Origin of the sequence: Microvirga calopogonii, assembly GCF_003347665.1 — a bacterium.
Classification (GTDB): Bacteria; Pseudomonadota; Alphaproteobacteria; order Rhizobiales; family Beijerinckiaceae; genus Microvirga; species Microvirga calopogonii.
This window is the reverse complement of record NZ_QDGA01000025.1, coordinates 1-16,441: the sequence shown is the minus strand read 5'-3', so window position 1 is coordinate 16,441 and position 16,441 is coordinate 1. Positions and strand designations below refer to the sequence as shown.

Here is a 16,441-nt window from a genome sequence, read left to right as displayed (position 1 = left end):
CCACTCCCACCACAACCTGGATCTTGCCGCGGCTGCCCACGATCAGCTCACTGATGTCGCCGATCTTCTCACGCTTCTGAATTCGCTTTCAGCGCGTGTTCGATGACCCGCCTGTCCGCAATGCCACCCTTGGGTTCACGAGTCAGCTTCCATAACGGGCTTTCCGCGAAACTTCCGGAAGATTTTGAAGCTGGGGGCCAGCGAGGATGACAGGGCCTGGATCTTGGCCGATGCTTGGGCTGGCCATCCTCTGAGAGGAGATCCGCCCATGAAAACCCTGATGGCTTTCAAGCTCGTTCGCATGGTTCAGGACGAGCACCGCACCGAGGCCGAGTTCGAGGGAACCGGAGCCGAAGGCGGACAGGAGATCACTCTGATCCTGAACAACATCGATGCCCAGGAGGTCGATCTGCACGTCGGCGAGCGCTACACGCTGGACATCAAGCGGTTCTACCCTGAGGAGCGGATCAGCGCCATGCCTGAGCATTAGCGCCACGACGCCAAGGCGGGTTCACGTGGCGCGGAAGAGCCAAAGCCATCGATGAAAAAAGGGCCGCGCCCGGTCTTATGCCTATGTGCGCGACCTTGGCCGGTATTTGCCCCGACGGAAGAGAGCCTTCTCACCCGGGCGATGCACTGTAACAGAGTCAACGTAAGTCAAGATTGGCTTCCCGACAGACGGGTTACCTCCGAATCGGTGGTCGATTGAATGCTCTGCACTCGCTTCGAGGGAGTTCATGGACGAGGATGAAATCGAGGCCGTCGCGCACGCCTTCCACGACGCTCAGAAAAACGCGCGAGGCTGGCAGCGGGAGCTTGAGCTGCTCAAGGAGCCGTTCCGCAGGAATGCCCGGGCTCACAGGCCGCCCGACGCGCCTGGTCCAGTACCCATTCCGCCATGCCCGCCAGCTTCGGTTCTACCTGCTCCAGCCTCGCGATAGCGGCTTCCACGAGTTCGGCGGGACCGACCTGCCGTTGCCGCACGAGAACGGATCAGAGGCCCGACCCGCCGATGATGCCTCCTCAGACCACTGTTTCCAGGGTGCCGAACCGCACCGGGATCACGCTTCGTGTCCTGATCCGTCCGTCGTCTGCCTTGTCAATGACGGTGAGTTGTTGAATTTCCTCAGGCCCGAGGGGCAGGACCATACGCCCTCCTGGGGCGAGTTGATCCAGCAAGGCCGGCGGAGGCACTTCGGCCGCGGCTGTGACCAGGATCTTGTCAAAGGGGGCATGCTCAAGCCAGCCACGGGTGCCGTCGCCAACCCGAACGGCAACATTCCCGTAGCCCAGTTGCGACAGGTGTGCCTCGGCATGGCTGGCGAACTCCTCAACCATCTCGACGCTCCAGACCTGGCGGGCGAGTTCGGCGAGAACGGCAGCCTGATAGCCCAAGCCGGTGCCGATCTCGAGCACGGCCTCGTGAGGCTGTGGATCGAGCAGGTCTGTCATGAGAGCGCAGATGAAGGGCTGGGACACAGTCTTGTCGAAGCCGATCGGCAGAGGGGTGTCGTGGTAGGCAACCGCCGCCAGCTCGGGCGGCACAAAGAGGTGGCGCCGCACCCGCCGCATGGCGTCAAGAACCCGCTCACCAAGGGCAGCCTTGCCGATCTCCTCGCTCATGAGGTCAGCCCGAAGAGCGATCACTTCCACCATGTGCCGGCGCAGGATGGCGAGATGCACTTCTGTCATCGGCTTCATGTCGGCAGATCCTCAAGTGAGCTGTCCCGAACGAGGACTACGATCTTACGCTGATTGGAAGCAGGAGCTAATCCCGTTCCGCAGCCTGGTACTGGTATGTTTCAGACGAACGGGCCAGTCAGTAGGTTCTTGCGAGACCGCTGTTTCGTCCAAGGTGATATCGTTCCTGAGGCCGACGAAGGAGCGTCTGACACACGATCTGTATTGCCATCCTCCTGTGCCGTGCCGCGGTGGCTGGTGCTGCTGGGGAGGCCGCTCATTCGGCTCCATGCAAGCGGGCGAGTTGCATCACTTCGGTGACGTTACCCCGCCGCAAGGCCGCGATTGGCGACGCGCCACCGCGAGCGGGATCCCCGGTGAGCAGCCATTCAAGACGCATCCAGGGCGAGCGGGTCGGCATCGAGCAGAGCGCCTCCGACAGGCCTGCCACCATGCCGCCGATTTCAAGCTGGCACGCCGGATAGGCGGTGCCGCCCGATAGAGGCAGGGCAATGATCGCACCCTCGGCGGCCAGCTCCTGCAGCGTGACGATATCTGTCGGTGCTTAAGTCCGGAGCATGCCACGCATTTCCAGTAGCTTGGCCTTGCCCGGGGCTAGCTAAAAACAGCAGAAAGCAACCTTTACTCAGTTCAGTTGACGGCGGCAGGCTGAGAGCCCTCAGGAGATCGAGGTTGCCCGGGCCTGCGCGAGCAGGTCGTACCGATCAAGGTTCATGACCTTGTTCCAGGCCGCCACGAAATCGCGCACGAACTTCTCCCTCGCGTCGTCGCTGGCGTAGACCTCGGCCAGCGCGCGGAGCTGGGAGTGGGCGCCGAAGACGAGGTCGGCCGCCGTTGCGGTCCACTTGATCTTGCCCGTTGCACGATCGGTCCCTTCGTAGACGTGCTCGGCCGATGCCGCCGGCCTCCACGCGGTGCCGGTGTCGAGCAGGTTGACGAAGAAGTCGTTGGTCAGCGTTCCGGGCCGGCCGGTGAAGACGCCGTGCTTCGACGACCCGTGGTTCGCGCCCAAGGCCCGCAGGCCGCCGACGAGGACCGTCATCTGCGGCGCGGTCAGCTTCAACAGGTTGGCGCGATCGAGCAGCCGGGTCTCCAGCGACAGCAGGTCCTGCGCCCGCAGGTAGTTGCGGAACCCATCGCCGATCGGCTCGAGCATCTCGAAGGTGTGCACGTCGGTCTGCTCCTGCGAGGCGTCCGTGCGACCGGGCGCGAACGGGACGGTCACGTTGTGCCCTGCCGTCCGGGCCGCCTCCTCGACGGCGACGCATCCGCCCAGAACGATCAGATCGGCCAGGGAGACCTTCTTGCCGCCCACCTGCGACTTGTTAAAGTCCTGCTGGATCCTCTCAAGGGCCTTCAGCACGGCGGACAGCCGGGCCGGCTCGTTGGCCTCCCAGTCCTTCTGCGGCGCGAGGCGGATTCGGGCTCCATTGGCGCCGCCGCGCTTGTCGGTGCCGCGGAAGCTGGCCGCCGCGTTCCAGGCGGTCGAAACGAGGTCTGGGATGGACAGGCCCGAGTCGAGGATCTGGCGCTTGAGGGCGGCGACATCCTGCTCCCTCACCAGCTCGTGATCGGCCGCCGGGACCGGGTCCTGCCACAGCTGCGGCTCCGGCACCCATGGCCCGAGGTAGCGCGCGCGGGGACCCATGTCGCGGTGGAGCAGCTTGAACCACGCTCGGGCGAACGCATCGGCGAGCTGGTCCGGATTCTCGTGGAAGCGTCTCGCGATCGGTGCGTAGATCGGATCCACCTTCAACGAGAGGTCCGTCGTCAACATCATCGGTGCGTGGCGCTTGCTCGGGTCGTGCGCATCCGGCACGGTGCCCTCGGCCTCAGGGTTCTTCGGCTTCCACTGCTTCGCGCCAGCGGGGCTCTCAGTCAGCTCCCACTCGTACTTGAAGAGGTTCTCGAGGAAGCCGTTGTCCCACTTCGTCGGGGTGTCGGTCCAGGCGCCCTCGAGGCCGCTGGTGATGGTGTGAGGGCCCTTGCCGGATCCGTACGTGTTCTTCCAGCCGAGGCCCTGGTCCTCGAGGCCGGCGCCCTCCGGCTCCGGACCGATGTTCCCGACGGCGGAACCGGCGCCATGCGTCTTGCCGAACGTGTGGCCGCCGATGATGAGCGCAACCGTCTCCTCGTCGTTCATCGCCATGCGAGCGAACGTCTCGCGGATGTCCCGGGCGGCGGCCTTCGGATCGGGATTGCCGCCGGGCCCCTCGGGATTCACGTAGATGAGGCCCATCTGCACGGCACCGAGATGGCCGTGGAGCTCGCGGTCGCCGCTGTAGCGCTCGTCGCCGAGCCAGGTGTCTTCAGGGCCCCAGAAGATGTCCTCGGGCTCCCAGACGTCGGGCCGGCCGAAGCCGAAGCCGAACGTCTTGAACCCCATCGACTCCATGGCCACGTTGCCGGCCAGGACCAGCAGGTCGGCCCAGGAAATCTTCTGGCCGTACTTCTTCTTGAGCGGCCAGAGCAGCCGGCGCGCCTTGTCGAGATTGGCGTTGTCGGGCCAGCTGTTCAGGGGAGCGAAGCGTTGCTGGCCTTCGCCGCCGCCGCCGCGCCCGTCGGCTGGCGGTCTCGGACCAATCTCATTGGCGTCGACGATGTCAGGCAATTCTGGCGAAAGTCGCTTGAGCCGTCCAACGCCTAATCTTTGTGGCAATCAGTGACGGGTGCCGGGAGCCGAAGCCGCGGATCGGCACCATCAAAGCCGCTATGTAGAGACCGGGACACCCGGCGTAGCGGTGCGCGGCTCGTCCACCGCGCCGAGATTAGGGCCCACCGACCCTCGCTCAACACATCGGGGCCAGCGGCGGGGATGTTTCTCCTTAGCCCTGATGCAGCCAGCGCCCTCTGCCCCTCAAGGTGCAGCGCGTTGCCATCGCATGATCACTATCGCGCGGAGTGTCGAACTCGAACTGAAGCCTTTGCAGTTTCTGCTCGATACGCGGCGTCCGCCTTTCAGCAATCATGTCAGGATTGATCGTCTTGAGCGGGTGGCGGCCGAGCCCTGGCACGAGTGCGGCCACGAGCGGTAAACATCGATGAAGGTCACAAGTGTCTCAGCCATCGGTTTCCTCTCGGTTGTTGCCATCACAAATCTCGATATCGCCGAGGATGATCCCTCCGCATCCTCAATCCAAAGGATGACGGGCGTGCCGTCCCGGCCAAACAAGTCTGGAACCGGGCAGGGGCGGTTCCGAAAAGTAAGCTCAATGGGCCATCAGCACGGGCACCGTCATGGTTTGAAGGATCCTGCGGGTCGTGCCGCCCAGCACGATCTCCCGCAGCCGCGAATGACCATAGCCGCCCATCACGATCAGATCAGCCTCCACATCGACGGCATGGGCCAAGAGCGTGCTGGCAACACTCCCCCGGTCAGCTACCAGGCTTGTCATCTGAGCCTCAATGTCGTGCCGAGCCAGATGACGCACCAGGTGACTGCTGTGCCGGGTTCGGTCGCGGCCGTGGTCGCCGACCGTCACAACTTCGATCCGCTCGGCCGTAGCGAGCAGAGGCAGGGCATCGGCAACAGCGCGGGCAGCGGGGCATCCCTCGTCCCATGCGATGAGGATTCTTTTGAACTGTGCGGGTCGTTGGGGGGAGGGAACGATCAACACCGGACGCCCTGATCCGAACAGAACCGCTTCGATGAGGTCGGTGGTCTCTGTACCCGCAGGATCAGGCTGCTGGAGCACGGTGGCGTCGAAATACCGGGCCAGACGGCTGACCTCGGTGCCCACATCGCCTGTGGAGAGGTCAAGCATCACCGTCTCGACCGCCATGTCCATCTGCTTGGCTCTCTCCGAGAACGCCTCCAGAGCGGTTCGTGCCGTGGTCTCCACATCCTCCCGCATGTGCTCCAGGAGATCACTCGGCATTTCCGAGCGGATGAATGCGGGCAGGCTGGGAGCAGTTCCGGACGAGGTGACCGTCACGGTCGCCCCACTGGTCCGAGCAAGCTCGAGGGTATAGCGCTCGCCGGCTTCAGTGTCTTTGCCAATCACGAGCAGCAGATCTTTGAGGGGCATGTCCGCCTCCTCTCAGCAAGGTGCGGGATGGCACTCCGGGTGGCACCAGCTCGCATTCAATGATAGCACAGCCAAGCATCGGGGCCTATCTGTGGCTCCGGTCAAGCTGTTGTCTCGACTGACATCATGATCGAGCGCGACCGAGATCGGGTGGTCTGCCATGGACTTGTGTAACCCGACTAATGCTGGATAGGTGTTACCCCCAGGGGCAGGGATACGGCAGGCGATAGGATACGTTCGGGTTTCAACCGGTCGGCAGGGCGCGCAGCGGCGGAGCAGGGTGGTGAATACGAATGTAGCCTTTGATTGCTCTATTCTTGTGACTTCATCAGCATTCGCTCAGCCGATGGAGCAGACCGTTGCGATTGGTCCTTGGGAAATCGCGACAACCTACAAGGCTGGAAAGTTCGATAGCTGCTCAATGTCGAGAACGGCGGGCGATCTCGCGGTAAGCTTTGTGCGTGCCGAAAGCGGCTTGCTGCTGCTGCTCGACTCGTCCAAGTGGAAGCTTGAGCGTGACAGTGCCTATCCGGTTCGCTTGGCGGCGGCCAGTCAATCCGTGGAAGCCAAAGCGCTGGCGGAAACGAAGGGCGTCACAATCGCCCTCGCGGAGAGTTCGTTTAATGCCAAGCTCCGAACAGCGAATGCCCTGGAGGTGCAGGAAGAGGGCGCGACACTTCGCGTGCCGTTGGACAAGAGCGCGCTAGCGCTTGAGCGACTTGAGATGTGCTTCGACAAAAATTCGCGGGAAGGGCCGGAGACTAATCCGTTCGTCGCTCCAAGTCGGAGGCCCTAAGCGGCAGCCCAAGAGAGCCAGGCTCTGATCGCCCTGAGAGGCTCGCGCTTGCTCTGAGCGAAATCGGTGCCGATCTGAACGAGGGGCGGCGATTTCGCGTAAGCGCCTGTGAACCGGCATCGACGGTCGGCCCGTCGTGAGGTAAGCGCAATGCCTTGGCTGAGTGACACAAAATGGAAATTTGGTGGGGTCAGGATCGGCGCCGATGGTAACCCCGCCGACGCTATGAATTCGCCAGCGAAGTCATGCACCTGATGGCACTCAGATCAAGGGTCAGCATTCGATGCTGATTTACACAGTGCATGAACTCCAGCTTTCGGCGGATCTCTCCTCGAGTACTCGCTCGACATGCCCAGACCCCAGCCGCCAAGCAAAGGCTCCGCCATAGCGCTTGAGAACGTACGCTCGGAGAGCTGCGTTTCGTGCCGCATACTCCCTCCTATGCTACAATACAATGCGTAACAGGGAGGGTGAAGAATGGGCCTGACAGGACAAGGCAACTTCTATCTTACGGTCAGAGAAGACCTTCAGGGTAAGCCAATCTTGGCTCTTGAGCCGACTGGACACTCAAGTGATATTTTGAAAGGTGGTTTTATCGCTTTGAAGCTCCTTGAAGGCACGACCTTCGCAGAGGCTCAGGCCATCGCTGAAGAGATAAAGAAACACGTCATCTCCGCGACTGTTCAGATGGGAGACTGACGCTTACTCCAAGCGGAGATGTGCGAAACAACCCACCATATGCTAATCTACAGCACTCCACTGAGTTTGGAGTGTTATTATGCCCATCAACCTGCCTGACAGGAAGAACGGCCGTAGAAGCCCTAATGGCCCACATCCAAATCTGATACGGGACATGCTCGATGGCTTAGCAGTGGCCCTCTGCATCATCATAATCACTTGGGCGGCGCAACACGTAGTCTTCGACTACCTCGCCAATCCCAATCGATCGGCGGTATTCTCCTCAACCAACACATCAGGGCAACTCTCGATTATCACCGGAGCGCATGTAAGTCTGGCGCGAGCGCATGAGGGCAGATGGACGCTGGATCAGCCTGACATTCAGACGGAGTTCACTCCCTAAGGCACATTCCCAGTCTATCGCCCCGGAAGGGAACATGTTGAAGAAAGTGGTCTTAGCATTTGCGCTTGCTGCCGCAGATCTTGCATCTCAATCGGCATCCGCAAGTCCCTAACAAGTCCTGCAAGTATCGCTGACGCTGTGGGCGTTTCGATGCAGACCATTCAGTACTACGACCCGCCGCGATATGAGCGGCGTTATGGGGGCTACCTCAGCGCTACTATGAACGCCTATATTGGCGTCACGGCGGTTCGCCGCCTTGGGCTCGGCCCTGATGGCGGCGCCATGATGAGCGCCCGTACTGGGAGCGGCGTGAGTTCTACGGTCGGCCTCGATACGAAAGAGACTGACAGAGCACAAACAAGCGCCGTTCGGGGGCGTTCCCATCCACCCGCCTGACGACGCCCTCGGAGAGGCTTCTTAGGAGACCGGGTGGCTGGAAACGCCCGCAGACCTGACCCCCAACCCCAATCTCACTCGCCCCCATCTAAGACATTCACGGCCGCTCCGGCGTCCACCATTAGGGCCAGATCGACAACTCTTCATGGTCCGCGAATCCCTTGGTCTCACCTCGGCCAAGGAGCTGATCGGCAAGTCGGTCTGCACCGACCAGGGCACCACGACCGAGCTGAACCTCGCCAGCTACTTCCGCGCCAATGGCCTGACGTATCAGCCGGTGAGCTTCGCGAACGCGACGGAGAAGGCCTATGAGGCCGGCCGCTGCGATGCGACGACGACCGACGTCTCCGGCCTCTATGCCGCGCGGCTGAGCCTCTCGAACCCGGACGATCACGTGATCCTGCCGGAGGTTCTCTCGAAGGAGCCGCTGGGCCCGGCCGTGCGCCACGGCGACAACCAGTGGGCCGACATCGTTCGCTGGACTTTCAACGCCATGCTCGATGCCGAGGAGCTCGGCGTGACCAATGACTGGGCCGTGCGCATCATCAAGCATGTGGACAACTCCGGCGAGAGCTTCGAGCGCAATGTCGGCGAAGGCTCCCCGCTCAAGATCAAGCGCGGTCAGAACGCTCAATGGACGAAGGGTGACCTGCAATACGGAATCCCGACCCGCTAGAGCGATGGACTGGAAATCGGACTTGTGAGCTTTTGGGCTGGTTTGTGGCTGTCCCGATCAACTTCACCGAGAAAGTGCCCTAGTCTGTGGTCACAAGGCCATTGCCAGCGCTTGGCATGGGACGCTCTCCATTGTCCACGCTGGCCAGAAGGGCTTAGACTCGTCGCGTCGCGTTCAGTGCAGCGCTGGCCTGATGCCAGTCACATCAACCTCCCTGAGGAGGTCTCCATGTACGCACGACTGACGACGTTTCGCGTCAAGCCCGACAAGATAGGAGACATGCTCCGCTGGCGGCAGGAGAACGAGGCCGCGATCTATGCTCAACCCGGCCTCCGGGAGTGGATTGGGCTCATGGGTGAGGAGGGCGAAGTCTTCGTTGTTGCCCTTTTCGATGATGAGCAGGCAGCGCATGACGCCATGCCCCAGGTTTGGGCGCTCTGGGAGCAGATGGCGCCCATGCTCCAAGGTACGCCAACGGCCAGATTTCTCGACGTGATGGCCGCGCAAAGCTTCGCTCCGCAGGGAGCGGCCATGGCCTGACCCCTCCGGGGTTCTCTAGGCAGGGGTGGTGACCAGGCAGGCTGCCTTCGGAGCCTGTTCCAACACAACCGCGCTTGGCCGTTCTGCCACCGGATGTGTGCCGTCCAGGGACGCCACGCACATTTGCTGTCGTCCTCATGCCCAGAGCTGATTCCACTGGCATGGAATCAGCTTTTGTCTTTGCTGTGCCGCATTTCTGACGGCGAACCGGAGCGGCATTCGGGAGCAAAAGCCAGCAGACTTGATCACCCTGTCAGGGTCTATTCCTGTCGAAGGCCGGAGCTGACTTGAGCTGATCTGTGGGGATCGTCACAATGATCTTGCCGGGCGTGAGAACCCGGCTGACCTGCATCTCGCTTCTCGCCTTCTGTCCTTCGGCCGTGCTCGCAGGCAATCCCTCGCTTTGGATTGTTCCGGTCGTTGCCGTCATTCCGATAGGATCGATCTCGACCGCCTGGACGGGAACTGCAACTGCCCGACTGCCAATGCCTGGAGTGCCGCTCACCTTGACGATATAGGCGACAACTTTGCCGTCACGGTCCAGCACAACGTCCTCGATCTTACCGATGGTCTTGTTGTCGGTTCCAACGGCATTCTGGCCAATGACATCAGTGAGGCGCAGAACGCCCTGGCTTCCTTCCTGGGTGATGAACCGACTGTCCACGGGGCGAGCATCCGTTGAACCGACAGGGGGCTGCGCATTGCCTGCGGGAGGAGCCGGAGGCTGCCCCTGAGCGATGGCTATGGAAGCCAGCAGAGTGGAAGAGAGCAGGCCGATGGCAAGCAACTTTGTGTTCATGGACGATCTCCTTCATGGACGATCTTCCGAGGAGCATGTCTGGCTAACGCTGTGGCAGTCGCTAGGTTCTGCCGGGGACTGGGCTGATCAACCGTAGGCATTCCCGGATCGGATGAGCCTCACCCTTACGCCCTTGTTCAAGTCTAGTAGCTGTTGGGGAGCATACGGATCTGTGGGGCACCTGGTCATGAAACCGTCTGAGGAGTCCACCTTCTCGACCCCTTTACAGGCCCGTCAATCAGGGCGGCTCTTAAGCGCTCCATCGCTGCCCCACGAAACCTCATGCTCTCTTTCTCTCCGGTGATCTTTCTTTATGGGATGGCCATCAGCCTTGCGGTCCGCAAGGCCTGCACGCTGTTCATCTGGCGGGCCCTGCCTAAGCCGAGGCCACCATTGCGACAGGAGATGATCGCGGTATGGCGCGGCCGGAAGACCCGCATTCGGGCATCGGACGTGGCCAGGCCTGATCCTCAAGGCCCAGCCTCGTCTCACCGCCCTGACGCGTCGGCCTCTGAGGCATCCGTGGCTGATGGGCACGGACGAGCGACCGAGGGGTGTTGAGGAGGGGTGCGTCCGCCATCAGGCGATCCGCGGCAAACCCGTTGCCGATGGAACGTCATCCGCAGCGGAGGCCTGTCATGATGCCAGCGCGGTCCACCTCGATGTTCAACCGGTCGGCGTTGGGGTCGGTCGTGTAGGCGCCCCCTGGCTCGATTTTTTGGAGCTCGCGGGCACCGGCGATCCGGCGGGCTCTCTCGGCCAGCTCAGGCGAGTAGGGTTGCCCGATGACAGCCTGGGCCTCGCCCGTCGCACAGGTCTGCCGGTCCGGAGCCGGTTGGGTGAACCCTTCGGCTGGGATCAGGCCGAGTGCGGTCAGAAGGACCGCCAAGAACCGGATTACACGCACGCTCATGTGATGCCTCCGTTCCCAGATCAACCGAGGTGATGCAAGCTCTCTGCGCCTCGGCGTTCCGCCTGCTCGGGGTGCGAGAACCGACTGCCGATGGCATCGTCTGGTCCCAGACCAAGGATGTCCGCAAGATGGTGACGCGCGCGGTTGACCCGGCTCTTGACGGTGCCCACGGTGACGTGCTGACGGGCGGCAATTTCCTCGTAGCTCAGGCCCTCCACACCAACCAGCAGGAGGACCTCGCGCTGCCACGCTGGTAGCTTCGACAGCGCCTGCAAGAGATCCTGGAGCTCCAGCTCATCCAGCTGCTCCGGCAGCGCGATCAGGCGCGCGGCATAGGCGCCTTCGACATCTTCGACCTCCCGCTGCCGTTTCCGGTGCTCGGTGTGAAAGTCGTTCTTCAGGATCGTAAAGAGCCAGGCCTGAAGGCAGGTGCCCGGCTCGAACCGGTTGCGCCGGTCACAGGCCTTCAGCAGCGTGCTCTGCACCAGGTCTTCCGCCCGGTTCACGTCATGGGTGAGCGAAATAGCAAAGGCACGCAGGTGACAGATGGAGTTCAGGAGATCCTGGACGAAGCCCGAATCATGCGGATCGTGGGGAATCCGGATGGAATTCTCCAGGCGTCCGATCAGCCTGACCAGATCCGAAGGCAGATCGGAGACGATGAGGTCGGAATAGACGCCACGCAACTGTTGTCCCAGATGCTCCCGGACCACGTCGCCAAGAACAATGGGGTTGGGTGGCCTGAACTTGGAGCCCGCCATAAGAAAGAGATGTTGTTGGATCCCTGCGGCATCAACCTACCAGGCTGTGGCAAGCTCACGCAGTCTCCCGCAGGACTCTACAACACCTTGGCTCCTCATCAGCCTTACCGCTCGTAGGTGCCGACCACCTCCGCCTCGGCACTGATGTGGGGCTGCGCCTTCGCCCAGATGTCCTCCACCTTTGCCGACGCTGGGACGTCGAGCCGCGGCACATCAAGGGCGGCCAACCGGAAATGGTAATGATGCGGCCCATGCCCCTTCGGCGGCTGGGGACCGTCATAGCGGGCGTTCCGGAACCCGTTCACCCCCTCCCCGGCCCCGCGGAGGCCCTGGGCGGACGCTCCCTCCGGCAGGCTGACTTCGCCAGCCGGGATGTTGTACATCGCCCAATGCCGGAACATGCCTGACGGCGCATCGGGATCCTCGACGATCAGCACGAAGCTCTTGGTTTCGGGAGGCACATCCCGCCACTCCAGCGGCGGCGACAGGTTCTCGCCGTCGCGGGTGTGCCGGGTCGGGATGACCTCGCCGTTCCGGAAGGCCGGACTGGTGATGGTAAGCGACATGGCTCCTCTCCTTCCGCGTCAGGTTGCGGCATCCGGATTGATCATGCGCTTGGCGAGCCGGCTCAGCCGCTCGTCGGTGCGCTTCTCCTCCTCCAGGATAGCCAGCAGCGCCTGCCCATCCTCGTCCAGCCCGAGCTGCCTGGCCCATGTTGCCAGCGAGCCGTATACTGCGATCTCGTAGTGCTCGACCCGCTGCGCCGAGGCGATGACGCCGGCATCGCGCAGATCACGGTCCTGGACCATGCTGGCCCATTTCTCGGCCTCGTGCAGCATCGCCTGCATGGCCTGGTCGACATGCTCGCGCGGCTCGGCGTTGTGCCGGCGCAGGATCTCCTCCACGCGGGATTGCTGCGTGCGGGTTTCCTCCAAATGGGTTTGGATCCCCTGCTTGAGTTCGGCATGATCTGCCACATCGGCCATCCGCGGCAGAGCCGCGACGAGTTGCTCCTCGACGCTGCGGATTTCCTGGAGCTCGGCAATGTACAGGTCATGAAGACTGTTGACGTTCACGGCACATCCTCTCTGTTCCAACGCCGGGCCTCGTCCAGAAGCGTGGTCACCTCCCGGTCCGAGGTCTGGCGGAAATCATCGTAATACTCGCCGACGGCGTAAAATTCCTCTGGTGTCATCAGGCAGATCACCTCGTCGGCTTCGCTCGCGAGGCGCGCGAGGGTGTCCTGTGGCGCGACCGGAACGGCCAGGACAAGGCGGGCCGGCCGGGCACGGGACAGGCCCTTCAACGCCGCCCGCACGGTGCTGCCCGTGGCGATCCCATCGTCGACCACGATAGCGACACGCCCCTCCACGTCGACCGGGCGCCGGCCCGCCAGATAGTGCTCGCGTCGCCGTTCGATCTCCTTCAGCTGCCGTTCGGTTTCGTCTTCGATGTAGCCCGGCGGCACTTTGACGTGGCCAAGGGCCTCTTCATTGAGCACGACCTGGGGATGGGCGCCGTCGACCACCGCGCCGAGGCCAAATTCGGCATGACCGGGCGCCCCGATCTTGCGCACGAAGATGAGGTCGAGCGGCGCCTGCAACGCCCGGGCGACCTCGAATGCCACTGGTACGCCGCCACGCGGCAAGGCCAAGACTACCGGGTTCTGATCCGCAAAGGCCATCAGACGCGGAACGAGCTGGCGTCCAGCCTCGGCGCGGTCCCGAAAGCTCAGATCATCCGCCTGCATGTTCAACCTCCCTGGCCCAGACGCGGGACGAACCATTCACGCGCTAAGGTCACCACCTGATCGAGCGTGCCGGGCTCCTCGAACAGATGCCCGGCCCCGGGCACAATCGCCAGGTGCTTCTCGCCGGTGAGATGGGTCAGCGCCTCCTCGTTCAGCTCGATCACCCCATGATCGTCGCCGCCAACGATCAGGAGCGTTGGCGCCCGGACCCGCGGCAGCGCTGCGCCTGCCAAATCCGGGCGGCCGCCGCGGGACACGATGGCGGCAATCCGGTGTCGTGTCAGGGTCTCGGCCACCAGAGCCGCGGCCGCGCCCGTGCTGGCGCCGAAGTAGCCGATGGGCACATCCGGCAGTTCCTGGGAGCACACCCAATCCGTGGCCAACGCCAGCCGCTCGGCGAGCAGGCGGATGTCGAACACGTTAGTGCGGTTGCTCGCCTCCTCCGGCTGGAGCAGATCGAACAGCAGCGTGCCGAGTCCGCTCCGTTGCAGGCGCTCGGCCACCAGCCGGTTGCGCGGGCTCAGGCGGCTGCTGCCGCTGCCATGGGCGAACAGGACAATCCCGTGCCCGCCGGCCGGGTGGACCAGCGTCCCCGGAAGGCCAAGCGGCGCAATCGAGACCTCGACCTCAGGCCGGTCGTTGCGCTGGTCCAACGGCGCGTTGCGGTTCCCGCCTGTCATGGCAAGTGTCCGGGCTATGCCGATCTCGCTGTACCAAGACTCAGTGCCGGGCCCCCCCGGTTTGGCTGTGCTGACCGCCCGGCTGCGAGATGCCGGCTACGGCTTCGCCGGCCTTGCGAGCCTCGTCCGACACCGCCATGTCGCCGAGCGAGATGATGCCGACCAGGCGCTTTTCGCGGCTGAGCACCGGCAGGCGGCGAACCTGGATGTCGGCCATGTTGCGGGCCACATCCTCGGTGTCGTCGTCCTCGTAGCAGTACTTCACGTCCTGCGTCATCACCTCGCGGATCGGTGTGTCGGGTCCTTTGCCTTCGGCGACGGCCCGGACCGCGATGTCGCGGTCGGTGATCATGCCGACCAGCCGATCACCCTCACGGATGGGCATGATGCCGGCATCCAGTTCAGCCATCAGCTTCGCCGCCTCGCGGATGGTCTGGGTCGGCTCGATCAGCCGCACGTCCCGTGTCATGACTTCACTGACTTTCATCGATTCCTCCTCTTGAGTGCCTCTGTCAGGCCTGGTTATGGCGGTTCAGACAGGCCCCTGGGCCAATCGCGCCAGTAGTCCCACAGCTCCTGCTCACGTTTCTTGTCGGGCCAGACCTCGTCCTCGCCATTGAAGGCGGGAGCGCCCCGCACCTGCTCCTCGGTGATGTCGGTGCGATAGCCCTCAAGCTGCCTGTCATAGGTGAGCTTCTCCCACGGGATGGTATGATGATGGACCCCAAGGCCCAGGAAGCCGCCGAAGGTCACATCGACGTAGACCACTCGCCCGCTCACCTTCTCGATCAACAGTCGCTTGATGGTGCCGATCCGGCGCCCCTGAAGATCGAACACCGCGGTGCCCTCGACCCGGTCGCTTTCGATGACAGGTTTGGATGACGCGTGCTGCGGGATCGGGCCCCAGAGATAGAAGCCGTTCTCCAGAACCCCGAACTCCACGACGGCTTGGTTGACGTCGAGGGGCCAAGGCTCGTTCGGATCGATCTGCCGCTCACGGGTCCAGGGCCCGTCCGAGACGGGGAGCCTCGCCCCGTCCGGATCGCCGGTGATCCCACGCAGGTCAGGAGCCGTAGTCGAGTGGAACACGTAATACGAGGTTCGTCTCATGAGCACCTCCCTTGCTCGGGATGGATCGCCTCTGGGCATTCACTCATGATCGAAATGATAACGCAAAGGCTGGTCCTTCAGGTCCGGGCGCACGAACCAGGAAGGACAGACCCGGCAGTCCAACTCCACCGTCTCCGGTTGCAAAGATGATGGGGATCCCGCGGCCGCGGATCACCGCAGCGACGGGATAGCTGAGCCTTCCATTCAGATCGGAGATCGAGAACAGCGACGTCGAACTCGGCGTTTTGGGCCGATGCCAGAGCCATCCCGGAGCCGGCCACCGACCCGATGGGGTTCTCTTCATCGGCAAGCCCGTCCATCCGGAGACGTTGATCCGGTTGCTCAAGACGCATCTGCTCCAGTCCGATCCAAAAAGCCTGACGCGCCTCAACCGGCCTCCGCTCATGTTCCGACCTTCACATCAATCGAATATGCGAACAAACTCGCGGAGAGGCTCTGCCATCTGCGGGCGAAGGACCAGCTTACTCAGAACTGAGGCGATCGGTTCGCATTGATCCTGGCAGGGCACAGCGGCAGCGATGCAGCACGTCACGGTCTTCGGCGGGTCGGGTTTTATCGGTCGGCACCTGGTCGAGCATCTCGCCAGGGCGGGAGTGTCCGTGCGGGTCGCGGCGCGACATCCGCTCACCACGGCAGAGCCTCCGAGGCTGGCTCAGATCCAACACGTCGCGGCCGACATTCTCGATGATGCGGCGGTGCAGGCGGCGATCCAAGGAGCCGACACGGTCATCAATCTGGTCGGCATTCTCTCGCAGGCACGCCGGCAAACCTTCACGGCCCTTCATGAAGAGGGGGCTCACCGGGTGGCGGCCAGCGCCCGGCGCTTGGGGGTCCGGCAACTGGTTCACATGTCGGCACTCGGGGCCAGCCGCACGGCACCCGCGCTGGCAGATCGGTCCAAGGCGGCCGGCGAAGCGGCGGTACGCGCCGCCTTTCCCGAGGTGACGATCATCCGGCCCAGCCTGATCTTCGGATCAGACGATCACTTCTTCAACGGCTTTGCCGCACGGGCGCGACGGCTCCCGGCCCTGCCGCTGATCGGCGGCGGGCGAACGAGGTTTCAGCCCGTCTATGTCGAGGATGTGGTGGCGGGCGTTGGTGCCATTCTGGCGAACCCCGCCAGCCGCGGCCAGACCTACGAATTCGGCGGCCCCCGGGTCTATACCTTCAAAGAGCTGCTTGAGTTTGT

General features: G+C 63.1%; 18 protein-coding genes and 1 pseudogene. 7 read left to right on the top strand and 12 right to left on the bottom strand.

What is annotated here, in order from left to right; genetic code table 11:
- Nucleotides 1-268: 268 nt before the first annotated feature.
- Complete coding sequence (locus DDF70_RS18385; RefSeq protein WP_114946312.1) at nucleotides 269-490, top strand: hypothetical protein; 222 nt, start codon at nucleotides 269-271, stop codon at nucleotides 488-490.
- A gap of 533 nt (nucleotides 491-1,023) precedes the next feature.
- On the opposite strand, the gene DDF70_RS18380 is transcribed toward DDF70_RS18385, so the two are convergent.
- From DDF70_RS18380 to DDF70_RS18365, 3 genes are all read right to left on the bottom strand, one after another.
- Nucleotides 1,024-1,701 (bottom strand): protein-L-isoaspartate(D-aspartate) O-methyltransferase, encoded by a 678-nt coding sequence (locus DDF70_RS18380; protein WP_114946311.1) that lies wholly within the window; start codon nucleotides 1,699-1,701, stop codon nucleotides 1,024-1,026.
- A 658-nt stretch (nucleotides 1,702-2,359) separates the two neighbouring features.
- Complete coding sequence (katG, locus tag DDF70_RS18375; protein ID WP_281024373.1) at nucleotides 2,360-4,312, bottom strand: catalase/peroxidase HPI; 1,953 nt, start codon at nucleotides 4,310-4,312, stop codon at nucleotides 2,360-2,362.
- 598 nt (nucleotides 4,313-4,910) lie between these two features.
- Nucleotides 4,911-5,729, bottom strand: a complete 819-nt coding sequence (locus tag DDF70_RS18365; RefSeq protein WP_114946308.1) for a universal stress protein — start codon at nucleotides 5,727-5,729, stop codon at nucleotides 4,911-4,913.
- Nucleotides 5,730-6,012: 283 nt separating this feature from the next.
- Here DDF70_RS18365 and DDF70_RS18360 point away from each other — a divergent pair, with 283 nt between their 5' ends.
- The 5 genes and pseudogenes from DDF70_RS18360 (at nucleotide 6,013) to DDF70_RS18340 (ending at nucleotide 9,218) form a co-directional block, all read left to right on the top strand.
- Nucleotides 6,013-6,525 (top strand): hypothetical protein, encoded by a 513-nt coding sequence (locus DDF70_RS18360; RefSeq protein ID WP_162820486.1) that lies wholly within the window; start codon nucleotides 6,013-6,015, stop codon nucleotides 6,523-6,525.
- 477 nt (nucleotides 6,526-7,002) lie between these two features.
- Nucleotides 7,003-7,224: a hypothetical protein gene (locus DDF70_RS18355; protein WP_114946306.1), complete on the top strand. Its 222-nt coding sequence runs from the start codon at nucleotides 7,003-7,005 to the stop codon at nucleotides 7,222-7,224.
- 532 nt (nucleotides 7,225-7,756) lie between these two features.
- Nucleotides 7,757-8,002, top strand: coding sequence for a hypothetical protein (locus DDF70_RS36670; RefSeq protein WP_162820485.1), 246 nt, complete (start codon nucleotides 7,757-7,759; stop codon nucleotides 8,000-8,002).
- A gap of 112 nt (nucleotides 8,003-8,114) precedes the next feature.
- A pseudogene (locus DDF70_RS18345) lies at nucleotides 8,115-8,678 on the top strand (type 2 periplasmic-binding domain-containing protein); the annotation flags it as partial.
- 228 nt (nucleotides 8,679-8,906) lie between these two features.
- Nucleotides 8,907-9,218, top strand: coding sequence for a putative quinol monooxygenase (locus DDF70_RS18340; protein WP_114946303.1), 312 nt, complete (start codon nucleotides 8,907-8,909; stop codon nucleotides 9,216-9,218).
- Nucleotides 9,219-9,471: 253 nt separating this feature from the next.
- On the opposite strand, the gene DDF70_RS18335 is transcribed toward DDF70_RS18340, so the two are convergent.
- The 9 genes from DDF70_RS18335 to DDF70_RS18290 form a co-directional block, all read right to left on the bottom strand.
- Entirely contained in the window at nucleotides 9,472-10,017 is a 546-nt protein-coding gene (locus DDF70_RS18335) for a PRC-barrel domain-containing protein (protein WP_114946302.1), read from the bottom strand.
- 616 nt (nucleotides 10,018-10,633) lie between these two features.
- Nucleotides 10,634-10,930, bottom strand: coding sequence for an I78 family peptidase inhibitor (locus DDF70_RS18325; RefSeq protein ID WP_114946300.1), 297 nt, complete (start codon nucleotides 10,928-10,930; stop codon nucleotides 10,634-10,636).
- A gap of 20 nt (nucleotides 10,931-10,950) precedes the next feature.
- A complete protein-coding gene (locus DDF70_RS18320; protein ID WP_114946299.1) occupies nucleotides 10,951-11,691 on the bottom strand; it encodes a sigma-70 family RNA polymerase sigma factor in 741 nt (246 codons plus the stop codon).
- A 104-nt stretch (nucleotides 11,692-11,795) separates the two neighbouring features.
- Nucleotides 11,796-12,257, bottom strand: coding sequence for a YbhB/YbcL family Raf kinase inhibitor-like protein (locus tag DDF70_RS18315; protein ID WP_114946298.1), 462 nt, complete (start codon nucleotides 12,255-12,257; stop codon nucleotides 11,796-11,798).
- An 18-nt stretch (nucleotides 12,258-12,275) separates the two neighbouring features.
- Nucleotides 12,276-12,767, bottom strand: a complete 492-nt coding sequence (locus DDF70_RS18310; protein WP_114946297.1) for a YciE/YciF ferroxidase family protein — start codon at nucleotides 12,765-12,767, stop codon at nucleotides 12,276-12,278.
- The gene (locus DDF70_RS18305) at nucleotides 12,764-13,441 is read right to left on the bottom strand and encodes a phosphoribosyltransferase (protein ID WP_114946296.1); all 678 of its coding nucleotides are present in this window, start codon (nucleotides 13,439-13,441) and stop codon (nucleotides 12,764-12,766) included. The genes DDF70_RS18310 and DDF70_RS18305 overlap by 4 nt, the downstream gene beginning before the upstream one ends.
- Before the next feature lie 2 nt (nucleotides 13,442-13,443).
- Nucleotides 13,444-14,121 (bottom strand): dienelactone hydrolase family protein, encoded by a 678-nt coding sequence (locus DDF70_RS18300; RefSeq protein WP_205772445.1) that lies wholly within the window; start codon nucleotides 14,119-14,121, stop codon nucleotides 13,444-13,446.
- 40 nt (nucleotides 14,122-14,161) lie between these two features.
- A complete protein-coding gene (locus DDF70_RS18295; RefSeq protein WP_114946295.1) occupies nucleotides 14,162-14,608 on the bottom strand; it encodes a CBS domain-containing protein in 447 nt (148 codons plus the stop codon).
- 35 nt (nucleotides 14,609-14,643) lie between these two features.
- Nucleotides 14,644-15,231, bottom strand: coding sequence for a PRC-barrel domain-containing protein (locus tag DDF70_RS18290; RefSeq protein ID WP_245435544.1), 588 nt, complete (start codon nucleotides 15,229-15,231; stop codon nucleotides 14,644-14,646).
- Between the two features lie 539 nt (nucleotides 15,232-15,770).
- On the opposite strand from DDF70_RS18290, the gene DDF70_RS18285 reads away from it, so the two are divergent.
- The coding region (locus tag DDF70_RS18285) for a complex I NDUFA9 subunit family protein (RefSeq protein WP_162820484.1) at nucleotides 15,771-16,441 on the top strand (671 nt) is incomplete at its 3' end.

Bases quoted from the DNA above. Each gene is read 5' to 3' on its own strand.
- DDF70_RS18385 (WP_114946312.1), top strand. From the start codon at position 269: ATGAAAACCCTGATGGCTTTCAAGCTCGTTCGCATGGTTCAGGACGAG.
- DDF70_RS18380 (WP_114946311.1), bottom strand. From the start codon at position 1,701: ATGAAGCCGATGACAGAAGTGCATCTCGCCATCCTGCGCCGGCACATG.
- DDF70_RS18365 (WP_114946308.1), bottom strand. From the start codon at position 5,729: ATGCCCCTCAAAGATCTGCTGCTCGTGATTGGCAAAGACACTGAAGCC.
- DDF70_RS18355 (WP_114946306.1), top strand. From the start codon at position 7,003: ATGGGCCTGACAGGACAAGGCAACTTCTATCTTACGGTCAGAGAAGAC.
- DDF70_RS36670 (WP_162820485.1), top strand. From the start codon at position 7,757: ATGCAGACCATTCAGTACTACGACCCGCCGCGATATGAGCGGCGTTAT.
- DDF70_RS18340 (WP_114946303.1), top strand. From the start codon at position 8,907: ATGTACGCACGACTGACGACGTTTCGCGTCAAGCCCGACAAGATAGGA.
- DDF70_RS18335 (WP_114946302.1), bottom strand. From the start codon at position 10,017: ATGAACACAAAGTTGCTTGCCATCGGCCTGCTCTCTTCCACTCTGCTG.
- DDF70_RS18325 (WP_114946300.1), bottom strand. From the start codon at position 10,930: ATGAGCGTGCGTGTAATCCGGTTCTTGGCGGTCCTTCTGACCGCACTC.
- DDF70_RS18320 (WP_114946299.1), bottom strand. From the start codon at position 11,691: ATGGCGGGCTCCAAGTTCAGGCCACCCAACCCCATTGTTCTTGGCGAC.
- DDF70_RS18315 (WP_114946298.1), bottom strand. From the start codon at position 12,257: ATGTCGCTTACCATCACCAGTCCGGCCTTCCGGAACGGCGAGGTCATC.
- DDF70_RS18305 (WP_114946296.1), bottom strand. From the start codon at position 13,441: ATGCAGGCGGATGATCTGAGCTTTCGGGACCGCGCCGAGGCTGGACGC.
- DDF70_RS18300 (WP_205772445.1), bottom strand. From the start codon at position 14,121: ATGACAGGCGGGAACCGCAACGCGCCGTTGGACCAGCGCAACGACCGG.
- DDF70_RS18295 (WP_114946295.1), bottom strand. From the start codon at position 14,608: ATGAAAGTCAGTGAAGTCATGACACGGGACGTGCGGCTGATCGAGCCG.
- DDF70_RS18290 (WP_245435544.1), bottom strand. From the start codon at position 15,231: ATGAGACGAACCTCGTATTACGTGTTCCACTCGACTACGGCTCCTGAC.